The organism is Veillonella sp. CHU740, assembly GCF_003992055.1.
Taxonomy (GTDB): Bacteria; Bacillota; Negativicutes; order Veillonellales; family Veillonellaceae; genus F0422.
In genome coordinates this window covers 36,961-51,467 of record NZ_RQVD01000001.1, presented here as the reverse complement: position 1 = coordinate 51,467, position 14,507 = coordinate 36,961, and the positions used below count along the sequence as shown (strand labels likewise).

Sequence of the window (14,507 nt, the reverse complement as noted above, 5' to 3'; positions counted from 1 at the left end):
TATGGAAATTAGCATTGGCAATATTGGATTTGTTATACTTCCGATTGTATTAGTAATTGGGGTATCTTTATTTTTACATTTTGTTCCATTAGGACTTTGGATTTCTGCTTTGGCAGCGGGAGTAAAAGTTAGTATCATGACCTTAATTGGTATGCGTCTACGCCGCGTATCACCAGCTCAGATTGTTCTTCCTTTGGTAAAAGCTAATAAAGCGGGTTTGGATGTAACCGTAGATCAATTAGAAGCACATTATTTAGCAGGTGGCGATGTAGATCGTGTAGTAGATGCCTTAATTGCTGCTGAGCGGGCAACTATGGAATTAACTTTTGAACGCTCTGCTGCCATCGACTTAGCCGGTCGTGATGTATTAGAAGCTGTACAAATGTCGGTAAATCCGAAAGTGATTGAAACGCCGATTATTTCTGCAGTAGCTAAAAATGGTATTGAATTAAAAGTTCGTGCTCGTGTGACAGTACGTGCTAATATTGATCGTTTAGTAGGCGGTGCTGGAGAAGCAACAATTATTGCACGTGTTGGGGAAGGTATTGTTACTACCGTAGGTTCTTCTGAAGAGCATACGGATGTATTAGAAAATCCAGATCATATTTCTCGTACGGTGCTGAATAAAGGCTTAGATGCTGGTACAGCTTTTGAAATCTTATCGATTGATATTGCGGATGTGGATGTAGGACGTAATATTGGAGCCCAATTGATGACAGATCAAGCAGAGGCGGATAAAAAAATTGCCCAAGCTCAGGCAGAAAAACGCCGTGCTATGGCGGTAGCACAAGAACAAGAAATGCGTGCGCATACACAGGAAATGCAAGCGAAAGTAGTAGAAGCTCAAGCAGAAGTGCCAAAAGCGCTATCTCAAGCGTTACGTGAGGGTCATTTAGGCGTCATGGACTACTATTCTATGAATAATATTATGGCGGATACAAAAATGCGTGAAAGTATTTCTGGAGGAGAGTATCAATCAGATATCGATGCGAAAGGCATACATGAGTAAAGGTAAGGAGGTATTCTAGTATGGAGTTTGGTATACTCATATTGATTATCTTAGGGGCCTTTATTTTTAAAAGTAGCAAATCTGGCTCTACCGAAACGACAAAACCGATCCCTAGCAAGGATATGACTTGGGAAGAGATGGAAGCGTATTATGGAATTACACTTTCACGAGATCAGAAAGAACCTATAGAAGTGGAAGTAGATAGTCATACTGATGAACATTTAGAAGCGATGTCTGTAACATACGATCCGGTAGGTCTAGATAGGCAAGCGCGGTCAGTAGAGGCAAGTAAGAGTGATACACTAGTGGATAGGGACGTATCCTATGAGGGGGCACAGGGGGTACGTGTACACCATAAAAAACAGTCTACTCCTGGGACTGTTTCTAACAGGGAATCCTTGCGATTAGCGGCTAGGCGTGGCATGGTGTGGTCCATCATATTGGAAGCGCCGAAAGGGCTGATGCGACGATATGGTCGATAAATAGAACAAGGCATTGTAGACGATACATATAAAATGAGATACTCGATAGGTGTATTATATGGTAATAGAATCATAAAGAAGAGCTGTCATTCAGGATATAGCGATCCTGATGACAGCTCATTTTCGTATACGCATTTGTAGGTAAAAAGCGACCCTACTGAGTAGAGTCGCTTTGGTTATTTGTGGTTAGAAAGTTTTGATTTCTGTTTCTTCTAAGGAAGCTACGATGGCATCTGCCAATTCTTCAAATAATGGCAATTGTTCATCATGTAATGCACCTTTGATATCTAATGGAGTGCCTACGATTTCCATGTTGTTGAATTTTTCAGTGAAATACTCAACCATGCGTTTCATTGCGCCGGATGCCCAAGAGTGGTTACCAACGATAGATACTTTATGATTGTGGAAATTTAATGCTTGTAATTCGTGTAACAAGTTTTCCATAGTCAAATATAAGCCTAGGTTGTATGTTGGTGCCATACATACTAAATGGCTATATTTCCATGCATCAGAGATGATGTAGGAAGGATTTGTCTTAGATACATCGTGGATACGGATATCTGTGATACCGCGTAAGGACAATAGTTTTGCTAATTGTTGTGCCATTTCAGCAGTGTTACCATACATGGAACCGAAAGCGATCACAACGCCTTTTTTCTCTGCGTTGTATGTGCTCCAGTGCATATATTTGTTTACAATGTAAGAGATGCTTTCAGGGGTTCTCCAAATTGGACCATGAAGAGGAGCGATGTTATTGATTTGTAAAGACAAAGCTTTTTTCATTGCATTTTGTACTTGTGCACCGTATTTACCTACGATGTTTGTGTAGTAACGACGTGCTTCGTCTTCGTATAGACGGTCAAAGTCTAATTGATCAGCGAAAATATTACCGTTGATTGTGCCGAATGTACCGAATGCATCAGCAGAGAATAATGTACCTGTTGTGGATTCGTATGTGCAAGTTACTTCTGGCCAGTGAACCATTGGCATAGTATACGTGTGTAATTTATGATGGCCAAGGTCAATTGTGTCACCCTCTTTTACTTCGTAGTAATTATCAGGAGCAGGGCGGCCATAGAACTGTTCAAAGAAACGGAATGTAGTTTTGTTACCTACCATCTTTACATTGGGATAGCGGTCTAGTAATTCTACTAATGTAGCGCAATGGTCAGGTTCCATATGATTTACAATTAAGTAATCCAATTGGCGGCCATTTAATAAATGTTCTACGTTATCGAAGAACTCTTGACGAATGCTGTCATCTACAGAGTCCACGATACAAGTTTTTTCATCATCAATAAAATAGGAATTGTAGCTTACCCCATGTGGAATTGGAAATAGGTTTTCGAACCGTTCAGTGCTCCAATCGTTGCTACCAATCCAATAAATATGATCAGTCAATTTTTGTGCGCAATGCATAGTTAAATTCCTTTCATACATACGGGGGATTGTTATGCCCCAGATTTTCTTATCAAATATATATTACTAGTTTATAGGCTATAAAGCAACTGTTTTATCGGTGCTTATAGGAAATTTTAGATATAATTGTCTTACATCATTTGACAACATTTATAAATCTAGGTAAACTTATAAGTAATTATAATAGTTGATTAGAGGGTGAAAGGGTACTTTCACAATAGATATGAGGTCAGTATGTCTGTGTCTGCAGAATTATTGCGCTCCTTTGTGGGCGTAGGTTTGCACCTATCTTTTTCCAAGGCGGCTAAAGCAAGTGGGGTTTCACAATCAGCCATTAGCCAGAGCATTAAGCAATTGGAAAAAGACTTGGGGATTCCCTTGTTTGAAAGGACGACAAAATCAGTAGCATTTACAAAAGCCGGCCGTGAATTGTTTGAAACGGCAGTAGAAGCATTTTCAATGTTAGATAATGGTCTTATGCAACTGCGAGAACGTCTATCTCGCGAATATAAGAGCTTGCACCTGGCAGCTACTGATACATTGAGTAAATATTTTTTATTGCCCTATTTTAAAATGTGGCAAGATAAAGACCTTGATATTAGCTTACGCATTACCAATCGACCATCCCGTGAATGTGTGGCTATGGTGGAAGCTGGTGAAGCACAGCTAGCAGTTGTTCATGCGTATGAAGGATTATATGATAATAATCATTTAGAAGTTGTTGATTTAGCTGCTGTACGCGATATTTTTGTGGGTGGTACTACATACCAGGATACTGAAAAGGTTTGGAGTATTGATGATATTTTGGCTGAGCCACTATTAGTACTCACAATGGGTGCTAGTAGCCGAAACTTTTTTGATGCTGTTACCTACAATCGATGTACGAAACCAGCCTTTGAGCTTGGCAGTTTAGAGGTTCTTATTGATTTAGTAGAAATTAATTTAGGTCTATCATTAGTGCCAGAAATGGTAGCACGCGAAAAAATTCGCAGTGGTTCATTAGTAGAGTTACAGACTAATTTGCAAATTCCAGAACGGAGAATTGTATTAGTACGATCGCGAATGGATGCATTGACAGAAGGCGTAACGCAATTTATTGATATATTAGATACAGGAAAATAATAAGGAGGATCATCGTGGATTTATTAAAACAACGTATTGATGCAGAGGGAATTGTATTAAATAATCGAGTATTGAAAGTGGATGGTTTTTTAAATCATCAAATTGATCCAAAGTTATTTGTTCAAATTGGTAAGGAAATTGCAAGACAATTTGCAGATAAGCAAATCGATCGCATTGTCACTATTGAAGCTTCTGGTATTGCTATTGCATTGCAAGTAGCGATTGAATTGGATGTGCCATTGGTATTTGCACGCAAGAAAAAATCTATTTTGATGACAGAAGATGTATATCACTCTGTAGTGTATTCGTATACAAAAGAAGAAAATTATGATATGACGATTTCTAAAAAATTCTTACCAGCTGGAGAAAAAGTGTTAATCATCGATGACTTCTTGGCCAGTGGTGAAGCAGCTATGGGGCTTGCAAAATTAGTAGAAGGTGCTGGAGATACAGTAGAAGGTATTGCTATTGTTATTGAAAAATCCTTTCAACCTGGCCGTGAACGTTTGGAAAAAGCAGGGTATGATGTGCATTCCTTAGTGCGTATTGCGCGCTTTGAAAATGATCGTTGTATTTATGTAGACGATGAAAATTGTTAATGAATTGATATTTTATACCAATATATGGTATGATTGTGGCAATGAGTTTTAATTTTAAAAGTGTTAGTAAATGGAGTTAAGACAGTGAATAAAAAAGCAGAATTATTTCAACAGTTTATTGCAGAGAATGAATTAACAAATCTTTTCACGTTGCGTGAGATTGAAAATGACCAATATAATACAGTAGTATTTGATGCTAGTGTAGAATACAATGACATTGTATTCCCATTATTTGTTGTATTAGATGATACACCATTTGGATTTGTGCGTTTAGAAATTGCTGGTGGTCGTTTTACACCTGAGCAACGCAAAGCTACATTAGAGGTATTGAATCAATTAAATAGTGAATTTAAATGCTTCAAACATTATGTAATGGAAGAAAATGGTTATGAAGCAATTATCTTAGATGTAAGCTTGTTGGCAGGAGAAGAAGAGTTTAATCCAGCATTAGTAGCCTATACTATCTTTGAAGTGTTGTATCCACATACTCAAAAAGATTTAACTCGTATCATTGCGGCGTTAGAGAGCGTAAAAGTGGAAGAAGCTCCTGTAGAAGGACAAGAAGCTAAAAAAGAAAGCAAGCCACGCAAAACGACAAAATCTAAAAAAGGTTAATACACAGAGATAATAGCATATGGGGCATTGTGACAAGCAATGCCCCTTTTTTTACGAGGTGATATTCATGAATGAAAAGGCGAGAGTATTTGAAGAATTTTTAATCGAAGAAAAAATAACATGTTTTGAAAAACGAGAAGTTGGGGATGATGATCATACAGTTGTGTTCCGATCCTATGTGCAAACTGAGTTGGGTGATATTCCCGTGTTTCTATTGTTAGATGATACCATCTATGCTACTATTCGATTTTTAATTGGTGCAGGTGTAGTCACAAAAGAAAATCGTCAAGAGATTCTGACATTTATCAATCGTGAAAATAGTACTTATAAAAGCTTTAAATATTATATTGAAGAAGATGATGATAGCGTATACCTAGATTGTATTAATCAAAGTGCAAACTCTCATTTTGATCCAAGATTGTTATATGTGCTAATGTCTCAAATTGTAGAGTATATTCCAGGAAAAATTGAAACTATAGGAAATATATTTGGTGTTGAACAGTTGCCTCCACCTGAGCATGCACATGAATGATATGATTCTTTTTTACAAAAAGGAATAATATCAATCAAATTGCGATTAATAGCAATCAAAAACGCTCAGAAAAACATATGTGCAATTGGAGTAAACAATTCAATTCGTGTAATACAATTCAAAAATGTTAAAAAATGTTGATAGATACACAATTCGTGATATGTGAATTCAAATGTATCTATAGCAAATGTACTATGTATCGTGCTATAATAGATGTAGGTTATTTATACTATAGCATCACGTAGTATAAGGGGTGATACAATGGCATTAGGTGAAAATTTAAGACATGCCCGTAAACGAATTGGGCGGAGTCAACTAGATGTGGCTCGTGATATTGGTATTAGTAATGCTGCCCTGTCAAATTATGAAACAGGATATCGAGAGCCTGATTTAGAAACCTTGAAGCGATTAGCTAATTATTACGATGTGACCATTGATGAACTGGCAGGTAACGCAAGTATGGCCAGAGAAATACTCTATGATCTAAGTAGCATTGTAAAAAATGGGCGGATTGCACATAATGGTGTAGAATATGTATTAAGTGATTCACAACGATTAAAATTAAGACGCCAAATTGCACATGCATTTGAAATGTTCAATGAAGGAAAATCTAATTGGTAGGATAAACATGTTATTCTAGAGACGTTTGTGGAATAGCATATCATCGTATAGAAAGCGCAGGGGCTCTCGGGTACGTTTGAGAGTGCAAGTACTGTATCTACAAAATGAAAAGAACAGTTCTATGAAAATAGGACTGTCTTTTTTTATTGTCCAAGTATATATGATATAATTTACATAAGATTATATACAGGTGAATGCTAAGATATGGCGGTCTGTATATGATATAGAATTAGCAAGTAAGATAGTACATGGTACTATATGAGCGAAAAATTAGGTGATTATGAAATAGAATCGAGAATATGAAAGGATGCTTATGAGTAAACCGATCGTAGTTGTGCCAGGTTTGGTACGTAAAGATGTAGTAGCTTACCTTAGTGAGCATGTGACAGTTCGCCAATGGACTGAAAAAGAAAAGATGCCAAAAGAGGTATTAAAGGAATGGCTTCGTGAAGCGGATGGCTTGTGGAGTATTAATCATTTTACTGTGGATGAAGATCTAGTGAAAGATGCTCCTAATTTAAAGGTCATCGCTCAGGCTTCTGTAGGGTATGATAATATTGATATCGATGCCTTAACAGCGCGCCATATTCCGTATGGAAATACGCCTGATGTATTAACGGAAACAACAGCGGAGTTAGCTTTCACATTGATGGCAGCTGCAAGCCGTAGAATTTATGAGAATGCCCAATTTGTGAAAGATGGAACATGGGCGGAACGACCTTCGAATATAAAAGGTAAAGATTTAAGCCGTATGACATTGGGTATTATTGGCATGGGTAAGATTGGTGTATCTGTATCTCGCAGAGCGCGTGCTTTTGGTATGACGGTGCAGTATCATAATCGGAATCGTCGCAATGATGATAGCTTGCTGATGACAACGTATGTGTCATTAGGTAAATTATTAACGACTAGTGATGTCATCTTGGTGATGGCTCCGCTGACAGAGGAAACCTACCATTTAATCGATGCAGAAGCTTTTGAAATGATGAAAGAAACTGCTTTGTTTGTCAATGTAGGGCGAGGGAAAATTGTAGATACCGATGCGTTAGTACATGCTCTAGAAACAGGTCAAATCGACTATGCGGCTCTCGATGTGGTAGATCCAGAACCAATTGGTGCGGATCATCCACTATTAAAAACGGGAAAATGCCTAGTGGTACCACATATCGGGTCTTTCACAGATAGAACTCGGAAGGAAATGGCTATGCTCACAGCCAATAATCTTATAGCTGGTGTACATGGTAAGCCTTTATTGACCTGTGTCAATGAAAGTGTCAATTATACGGTAGCTGAAGAGTAGGAGAGACACCGTAGCCGGTACGATACGAAATACTAGGATTTGCAAGAAATCCATGAAACATGGAGTAGCCTGTGGTATAATAAGAGAATGTGTAGAACTTGCACGTGTGTATAATCAATATAAGAGAGGAAGAATCACATGGAATCGAAAGAGACGATGATGAGTACGGAAGAAACAACGCCTCAAACAGTTAACTTTATTGAAGCGATTATTAATACAGACAACGAAGAAAATACCTATGGAAAACGTGTCCACACACGTTTCCCGCCAGAACCTAATGGGTATTTGCATATTGGCCATGCAAAATCTATTTGCCTTAACTTTGGGTTGGGTAAATCCTACCAAGGTTTAACAAACTTGCGTTTTGATGATACGAATCCGGTCAAAGAAGATGTGGAATATGTAGAATCCATTGAAGAAGATGTAAAATGGTTAGGCTTTGAGTGGTATGGGGATATACATTATGCATCTGACTATTTCGGTAAACTATATGAATATGCTCAAGTGTTGATTAAAAAAGGTAAAGCCTATGTAGATGATCAAACACCAGAAGAAATTCGTGCTACTCGCGGCGACTTTACAACGCCTGGTACGAATAGCCCTTACCGTGATCGCAGCGTAGAAGAAAATTTGCGACTTTTTGAAGAAATGAAAGAAGGCAAATATAAAGATGGGGAAAAAGTATTACGTGCCAAAATTGACATGGCAGACCCTAATATCGTAATGCGAGATCCTGTATTGTATCGTATTTTACATGCTGATCATCATCGTACAGGTTCTGAATGGAATATTTACCCTATGTATGACTATGCCCATCCAGTATCTGATGCGATTGAACGTATTACTCATTCTGTATGTACCTTAGAATTTGAAGTGCATCGTCCATTGTACAATTGGGTATTAGAAGATTGGGAAGATACAGAAAAACCAAAACAGATTGAATTTGCCCGCTTGAATGTGACAAATATGGTCATGAGTAAACGTAAATTGCGTCAATTGGTTGAATTGAATATTGTGAGTGGATGGGATGATCCTCGTATGCCGACGATTTCTGGTTTGCGTCGCCGTGGCTATACACCAGAGTCCATTCGTGATTTCTGTGAACGCATTGGCGTAGCAAAAGCAGATAGCATGGTAGAAGTAGGACTATTAGAGTTCTGTATCCGTGAAGATTTGAAATTAAAAGCTCCACGCTACATGGCGGTATTAGATCCTGTGAAAGTTGTCATCACAAACTACCCAGAAGGACAAACAGAAACACTTATCATTGAAAATAACATAGAAAATGAAGCGATGGGGCATCGTGAAGTGACATTTGGTCGAGAAGTGTACATTGAACGTGGTGACTTTATGGAAGAGCCGGTGAAAAAATTCTTCCGCTTAGCACCAGGTAAAGAAGTCCGTTTAAAAGGGGCCTACATCATTGAATGTCAATCTGTTGTCAAAGACGCTGATGGTAATATCACTGAAATTCACTGTACATATGATCCAGCTACAAAATCTGGCACAGGATGTCAAAAGAAAGTGAAAGGTATCTTGCACTGGGTAGAGGCATCTACTGCGGTAGATATGGAAGTGCGTCTCTATGACTATCTATTGAACTCAGAAAATGAGGAGAATGCAGATAAAGATTTCTTACAACAGTTGAATCCAAACTCCTTAGAAGTAAAAGCTGCGAAAGGGGAAGCTGCATTCCGTACTACACAAGCTGGAGACCATTATCATTTCTTGCGTACAGGCTATTTTGTAACCGATAAGGATAGCACAGCAGATCATATCGTGATGAATCGTACGGTAGGTATGCGCGATACATGGGCTAAGATGCAAAAGAAATAAGATTAGGCGAATTGTATGATGAAAAAATATAGTATAGTATCCTTAGCGGCGGTTGCGGGAATCTTTGCATGGGGAAGTATTGTGTCTGATGTAGATGCGGCGAATACCTCTACAATCCGATGGCCTAAACATATGGTAGTGCAAGAAGGTAGTAGTCAAAGTATTATTTCTACGGGAATTGCACAGACGTTGGAATCAGGGATGCAACAAATTGGATTCGAAGTGACAAAGTCCTATATGATACTGGATAAGTCTGGAAATAATTACTATTATGCTCGTTATGGGAAAGGTAGATTGTTGTATGGATTTGGCCCAGAGGCTACTGATAGTGCGCACCCATTCCCAACAGGAGAGCATATGGGTGAGCAGATGGTTCAGGATTACCAAGCGTATATGGAAAGTCACCCAGAACTATTTACGATTGTGACTCCATTACATGTTGAGGGGAATCGACGCTACCGCGGAGAAGTAATTGTAAATTCTTGGTATAAACAGGCGGAGTATCCACTGTATATGCAAGTAGTGTTTACCGTAGAAAGTAGCCACCCGCCACGTGTGCAATACGTATTAACCAGTGTAGATGATATACATATGCGTGAAAAGTTACAATCGATTCTAAAATAAAAGAAGACTTCGAGAGATAGGTATGGTGTATAGCCAATACTATATCTTTCGAAGTTTTTTATTGTTTGCTGTATCTTGGTTCCTATATCCGTGTATAAGAACTAATGGTATGAGTATATAGTTATAGTTAGATTGTATATATAAAAAGATATAACTGCTTATAATAATGAAAAAAATTCTCATACTTATTGACATGAGTGCAAAATATTTGTATCATATTAATAGAAATAATTTTCAATTATTTTAGCTATCTTTTGATAGCAAATCCGGATTATCTATTTGCTGTGAGAGCAAGTGTTCTCCCCAAAATACGTAAAAAGGCAGGTACAACAAATGGGATCCATCGAGCAGATTATCGGATATCATTGTGCGCCCGCGATTCGAGGTATCAAAGTGGCTAATTTAGTGGCTTTACCTCAACATTTAGGGGCCCATATGATAAAGAAAACAAATGAGTATAATGATAAATTTAATCAAAAAGGGCTGTTCTTTTATGAATTGTGCCATTGTGAAAAACGAAAATTATTACTCGTATTCCGAGAACGAATGCTTGATGAGTATTTGAGACGACCTGATGTGCTAGCGTTTCTCCAACAGTATGGATATGAATCTTATGAAACATTACAAGAGTGGTTATTACACTTACGTCATCGTATTGAAATGAGCGATGTGTTTCCCCATGAGATAGGCGTATTTTTAGGATATCCTCTAGAGGATGTCAAAGCTTTCATACAATTCCGAGGAGCAGGCTATAAAGTTTGTGGAGATTGGAAAGTATATGGAAACCAAGCGTCTGCTATGCACGCATTTCATTGTTTTCGAATGTGCCGTGACTATTGTCATGCACAATTGAATAAAGGAAAATCTTTAGAGTCTTTGGTTGCCGTAACGGCATGCTAGGAGGTAACATTATGATCGCTGTAATTTATTGGTCTGGAACAGGTAACACAACTGCAATGGCGGAAGCTGTAGGTAAAGGCATCGCTGATGCTGGTCAAGAAGTAGTAGTAAAAGCTGTTTCCGAAATCACGGCTGACGAAGCTGCAGGTTATGAAAAATTAGCATTAGGATGTGCTGATATGGGTGCAGAAGAATTAGAAGATGCAGAATTCGCACCATTCTATGATGCATTAGAACCAAAATTAGCTGGTAAAAAAGTAGTATTATTCGGCTCTTATGGTTGGGGCGGATCCTGGTTAGATGACTGGGCTGTTCGTGTTGAAGGTGCGAATGGTGTAGTGGTAGATAAATTACCAGTACTAGGTGAACCTGATGATGCAGGCAAAGAACAATGCGAAGCATTGGGTAAAGCACTAGTAAACGCATAATCCAAATATAAGGCATATAACAAATCAATATACTAGCTCTTACTCATAAGAGGTGGATAGGTAGATCTATTCACCTCTTATTTTAGTTTTGCAACCTTCTTGCTAATTCGGAATCGATGACACATTGACCATGCACGTTAAACTTTACTATAATAAAGAAATCATATAGTTATTAGTATAGGAGGTATTGTATGCAAGTATTACAAAATTGGAAATTACATGCGTTGGCTCTTCTCATCACCATCATTGCAGAAATGATTGGTATTCAACGATTTGGAGCAGTCGTATTTTTGCCGCTTCTCTACGCGTTGATTATGGGTCTATTTGTATCGATTCCATCATTAAAAATTTTAACTGTGGAAACAATGGAAAAATCAGCCGATTACCTAGGGATTGCAGTGATGTTGTTAATGGTGAAAGTAGGCTTAGGTATTGGCCCCAACTTAGAAATTTTGTCTACTGCTGGATTGGCTCTTATGCTACAAGAGTTAGGTCATTTCTTTGGTACAATCTTGTTCGGCTTACCAGTGGCATTATTAGTAGGAATGCGCCGTGAAGCGGTGGGTGCTTGTTATTCTGTAGACCGTGAACCTAATGTAGCGATTATTATCGATAAATTTGGCTTTAGTTCTCCTGAGGGCCGTGGTGTTATGGGTATGTACATCTGTGGCGTATTAATTGGTGCTATGTGGGCCTCTGTGCTAGCAGGTTTCTTTGCACAAATGGGCTGGTTCCATCCATTGGCATTGGCTATGGGTGCTGGCGTAGGCAGTGCTAGTATGATGGCTGCTTCTACAGCTCCTATTATTGCGGTATATCCAGAGCATGAAGCCCAAATTGCAGCCTTAGCGGGGGCAGCCAATTTATTGACCACTGTATTAGGTGTGTACTTTGGTATCTTCGTATCCTTACCGGTGATGGAGAAAACATATAATTTCTTTACAGGCCGTACACGTGAACAAGATTTAGCAGAGGAGGGACAATAAGATGACTATCAGCGAAAAAATTATACAGTTTATCATTGTGATTTGCATTGCAGCCATCATGACGGCTATAGGTAATATCCTTGATGGCAAGCATCTATTGGGACCAAGTCTTGTGGGGGTCTTTGTCATTGCAGGCTTAGCTATCATTGGTGCTATTATTTCTTATTTACCATTAGCAAATCGATTTCCCATGGTATTCTGGGTGTCTTTAGTAGGTGTGATTGCATCTTTGCCAATGATGCCAGGTCAAGCGTGGATTATTGCACAAACAAAAGAAGTAACATTCTTGGCGACTACTACACCAGTATTAGCCTATGCAGGTCTTTCCTTAGGGAAAGATTTAGGCGCTTTCCGTCGTCTATCTTGGAGAATTATTCCAGTAGCGTTAGCGGTAACGGCAGGTACATTTATTTGCGCTGCTGCAATGGCTCATTTTGTATTACATATGCAAGGCGTTATTTAATATTGAATAGATGCATATAGATTGTAGATGCACTTAATAAAAGAGAGTTGATGATTTCCTATCAACTCTCTTTTTGATTTCATGGTACAATAGAGTTCAAGAGTCATACATAGATACCTTTTGGTGAAAGGTATTTTCATACAATGTAAAAGGAGACAGACTATGTTAACAAAAGAAGAAGTAAAACAACGTGTGTGTGATGCCATTGTAGCAGGACAAGATCGATTGCGTGCATTAGCTAGTGCCATTATGGATGAGCCAGAATTGGGTTATAAAGAGCATAAAACATCTCAAAAAGTACAAGATATGTTTACAGAGCTAGGGATTCCTTTTACAACGGGTCATGCTATTACAGGTGTGAAAGGACGTTTACAAGGGGGCAAATCCAAAAAAACTGTAGCCATGATTGGTGAGCTGGACGCCATCGTATGTCATCGTCATCCCAAAGCAGATCCATTAACTGGAGCAGCCCATTGTTGTGGACATAATGTGCAAATTGCTAATTTATTTGCAGTAGCTATGGGCTTACAAGCGGAAGGGGTTATGGAAGCTCTTGGAGGAGATGTAGTTTTATTTGCTGTGCCAGCGGAAGAAATGATCGAAGTCGATTATAGGAATACATTGCGTGAAAAAGGAACAATCAAATACCTTGGGGGCAAACAACAGCTTATCTATGAAGGATCCTTTGATGATATCCATATGGCCATGCAAATGCATGTGGAAACAGCGGATACACCTACGGGAGAGATGAATTTGGGTAGTACCTCTAATGGATTTGTGGCGAAACTGATTGAATACCACGGTAAAATTGCTCATGCGGCGGCAGCTCCTCATGAAGGGATTAATGCATTAAATGCAGCTTTAATGGGTGTTATGGGGGTACATGCTATTCGTGAGACTTTCAAAGAAAGTGATTACTTCCGTTTCCATCCTATCATTAATCAAGGGGGAACATTGGTAAATTGCGTACCAGATTATGTGCAAGTAGAAAGCTATGTACGGGCATCGAATGTACAAGCGATTGTGGATGGCAATCAACGAGTGAATCGTGCCTTGAAAGCTGGCGGCGATGCAGTGGGGGCTACTTGTGTTATCCATGATTTACCAGGCTATTTGCCGATGCGTGATAATCCAGATATGAATCAGTTATTGCGGGCTAACTCAGAACCGCTATTTGGTACAGACAATGTACGTCAACGGGTGCATATGACAGCAAGTACAGATATGGGTGATGTATCCCATTTAATGCCTGTTATTCATCCTTGGGTGGGTTGTATTGAAGGAGTGCTTCATAGTGCGGAATACAATATCACCGTACCAGACGTAGCCTATATTAAAACGGCCCAAGCGTTAGCTATGACTATTGTTGATTTATTATATGATAAGGCACAGGTGGCGGAAGAGATTCTAGAAAACTTTGAAGCTCCGTTAACGAAAGAAACGTATATTGAATTGTTAGATTCCATTGCTAGTGGAAAATAGTAAAAATTCTCATATCTAAAATAGTCGATGTATGATATACTATATATTAAAGAATAAAGATTATCCAATAGTTTAGAAAGGATGACGTA

General features: G+C 38.7%; 16 protein-coding genes. 15 read left to right on the top strand and 1 reads right to left on the bottom strand.

Annotated features, from left to right (window positions below; genetic code table 11):
• Position 1 precedes the first annotated feature (1 nt).
• A complete protein-coding gene (gene floA, locus EO115_RS00230) occupies positions 2 to 1,009 on the top strand; it encodes a flotillin-like protein FloA (RefSeq protein WP_126936995.1) in 1,008 nt (335 codons plus the stop codon).
• Between the two features lie 20 nt (positions 1,010 to 1,029).
• Positions 1,030 to 1,491: a hypothetical protein gene (locus EO115_RS00225; RefSeq protein WP_126936994.1), complete on the top strand. Its 462-nt coding sequence runs from the start codon at positions 1,030 to 1,032 to the stop codon at positions 1,489 to 1,491.
• Between the two features lie 186 nt (positions 1,492 to 1,677).
• Here the strand turns inward: EO115_RS00225 and EO115_RS00220 are convergent, their stop codons facing one another.
• A complete protein-coding gene (locus EO115_RS00220; protein WP_126936993.1) occupies positions 1,678 to 2,910 on the bottom strand; it encodes an FprA family A-type flavoprotein in 1,233 nt (410 codons plus the stop codon).
• Positions 2,911 to 3,144: 234 nt separating this feature from the next.
• Between EO115_RS00220 and EO115_RS00215 the strand changes: the two genes are divergently transcribed.
• The 13 genes from EO115_RS00215 (at position 3,145) to EO115_RS00155 (ending at position 14,418) form a co-directional block, all read left to right on the top strand.
• Positions 3,145 to 4,032 carry a LysR family transcriptional regulator gene (locus tag EO115_RS00215; protein ID WP_126936992.1) on the top strand — a complete coding sequence of 296 codons (888 nt, stop codon included), beginning with the start codon at positions 3,145 to 3,147 and terminating at the stop codon, positions 4,030 to 4,032.
• 14 nt (positions 4,033 to 4,046) lie between these two features.
• Entirely contained in the window at positions 4,047 to 4,631 is a 585-nt protein-coding gene (locus tag EO115_RS00210; protein WP_126936991.1) for a xanthine phosphoribosyltransferase, read from the top strand.
• Between the two features lie 84 nt (positions 4,632 to 4,715).
• A complete protein-coding gene (locus EO115_RS00205; protein WP_126936990.1) occupies positions 4,716 to 5,246 on the top strand; it encodes a hypothetical protein in 531 nt (176 codons plus the stop codon).
• A 67-nt stretch (positions 5,247 to 5,313) separates the two neighbouring features.
• The gene (locus tag EO115_RS00200) at positions 5,314 to 5,778 is read left to right on the top strand and encodes a hypothetical protein (protein WP_126936989.1); all 465 of its coding nucleotides are present in this window, start codon (positions 5,314 to 5,316) and stop codon (positions 5,776 to 5,778) included.
• A 261-nt stretch (positions 5,779 to 6,039) separates the two neighbouring features.
• Positions 6,040 to 6,399 carry a helix-turn-helix domain-containing protein gene (locus EO115_RS00195; protein WP_009353094.1) on the top strand — a complete coding sequence of 120 codons (360 nt, stop codon included), beginning with the start codon at positions 6,040 to 6,042 and terminating at the stop codon, positions 6,397 to 6,399.
• A gap of 307 nt (positions 6,400 to 6,706) precedes the next feature.
• Entirely contained in the window at positions 6,707 to 7,699 is a 993-nt protein-coding gene (locus EO115_RS00190) for a D-glycerate dehydrogenase (RefSeq protein ID WP_126936988.1), read from the top strand.
• Between the two features lie 138 nt (positions 7,700 to 7,837).
• Complete coding sequence (locus EO115_RS00185) at positions 7,838 to 9,535, top strand: glutamine--tRNA ligase/YqeY domain fusion protein (RefSeq protein WP_126936987.1); 1,698 nt, start codon at positions 7,838 to 7,840, stop codon at positions 9,533 to 9,535.
• A 15-nt stretch (positions 9,536 to 9,550) separates the two neighbouring features.
• Positions 9,551 to 10,159: a hypothetical protein gene (locus tag EO115_RS00180; RefSeq protein ID WP_126936986.1), complete on the top strand. Its 609-nt coding sequence runs from the start codon at positions 9,551 to 9,553 to the stop codon at positions 10,157 to 10,159.
• A gap of 333 nt (positions 10,160 to 10,492) precedes the next feature.
• Positions 10,493 to 11,059: a DUF3793 family protein gene (locus EO115_RS00175; protein ID WP_126936985.1), complete on the top strand. Its 567-nt coding sequence runs from the start codon at positions 10,493 to 10,495 to the stop codon at positions 11,057 to 11,059.
• 11 nt (positions 11,060 to 11,070) lie between these two features.
• Positions 11,071 to 11,487, top strand: a complete 417-nt coding sequence (locus EO115_RS00170) for a flavodoxin domain-containing protein (RefSeq protein WP_126936984.1) — start codon at positions 11,071 to 11,073, stop codon at positions 11,485 to 11,487.
• Between the two features lie 191 nt (positions 11,488 to 11,678).
• Complete coding sequence (locus EO115_RS00165; RefSeq protein ID WP_126936983.1) at positions 11,679 to 12,473, top strand: DUF3100 domain-containing protein; 795 nt, start codon at positions 11,679 to 11,681, stop codon at positions 12,471 to 12,473.
• 1 nt (position 12,474) lies between these two features.
• Positions 12,475 to 12,936: a hypothetical protein gene (locus EO115_RS00160; protein WP_126936982.1), complete on the top strand. Its 462-nt coding sequence runs from the start codon at positions 12,475 to 12,477 to the stop codon at positions 12,934 to 12,936.
• 162 nt (positions 12,937 to 13,098) lie between these two features.
• The gene (locus EO115_RS00155) at positions 13,099 to 14,418 is read left to right on the top strand and encodes an amidohydrolase (RefSeq protein ID WP_126936981.1); all 1,320 of its coding nucleotides are present in this window, start codon (positions 13,099 to 13,101) and stop codon (positions 14,416 to 14,418) included.
• Positions 14,419 to 14,507: the final 89 nt, after the last annotated feature.

Coding starts and splice junctions, on each gene's coding strand:
- EO115_RS00215 (WP_126936992.1), top strand. CDS start 3,145: ATGTCTGTGTCTGCAGAATTATTGCGCTCCTTTGTGGGCGTAGGTTTG.
- EO115_RS00165 (WP_126936983.1), top strand. CDS start 11,679: ATGCAAGTATTACAAAATTGGAAATTACATGCGTTGGCTCTTCTCATC.
- EO115_RS00200 (WP_126936989.1), top strand. CDS start 5,314: ATGAATGAAAAGGCGAGAGTATTTGAAGAATTTTTAATCGAAGAAAAA.
- EO115_RS00170 (WP_126936984.1), top strand. CDS start 11,071: ATGATCGCTGTAATTTATTGGTCTGGAACAGGTAACACAACTGCAATG.
- EO115_RS00175 (WP_126936985.1), top strand. CDS start 10,493: ATGGGATCCATCGAGCAGATTATCGGATATCATTGTGCGCCCGCGATT.
- EO115_RS00155 (WP_126936981.1), top strand. CDS start 13,099: ATGTTAACAAAAGAAGAAGTAAAACAACGTGTGTGTGATGCCATTGTA.
- EO115_RS00225 (WP_126936994.1), top strand. CDS start 1,030: ATGGAGTTTGGTATACTCATATTGATTATCTTAGGGGCCTTTATTTTT.
- EO115_RS00220 (WP_126936993.1), bottom strand. CDS start 2,910: ATGCATTGCGCACAAAAATTGACTGATCATATTTATTGGATTGGTAGC.
- EO115_RS00180 (WP_126936986.1), top strand. CDS start 9,551: ATGATGAAAAAATATAGTATAGTATCCTTAGCGGCGGTTGCGGGAATC.
- EO115_RS00185 (WP_126936987.1), top strand. CDS start 7,838: ATGGAATCGAAAGAGACGATGATGAGTACGGAAGAAACAACGCCTCAA.
- EO115_RS00160 (WP_126936982.1), top strand. CDS start 12,475: ATGACTATCAGCGAAAAAATTATACAGTTTATCATTGTGATTTGCATT.
- floA (WP_126936995.1), top strand. CDS start 2: ATGGAAATTAGCATTGGCAATATTGGATTTGTTATACTTCCGATTGTA.
- EO115_RS00195 (WP_009353094.1), top strand. CDS start 6,040: ATGGCATTAGGTGAAAATTTAAGACATGCCCGTAAACGAATTGGGCGG.
- EO115_RS00190 (WP_126936988.1), top strand. CDS start 6,707: ATGCTTATGAGTAAACCGATCGTAGTTGTGCCAGGTTTGGTACGTAAA.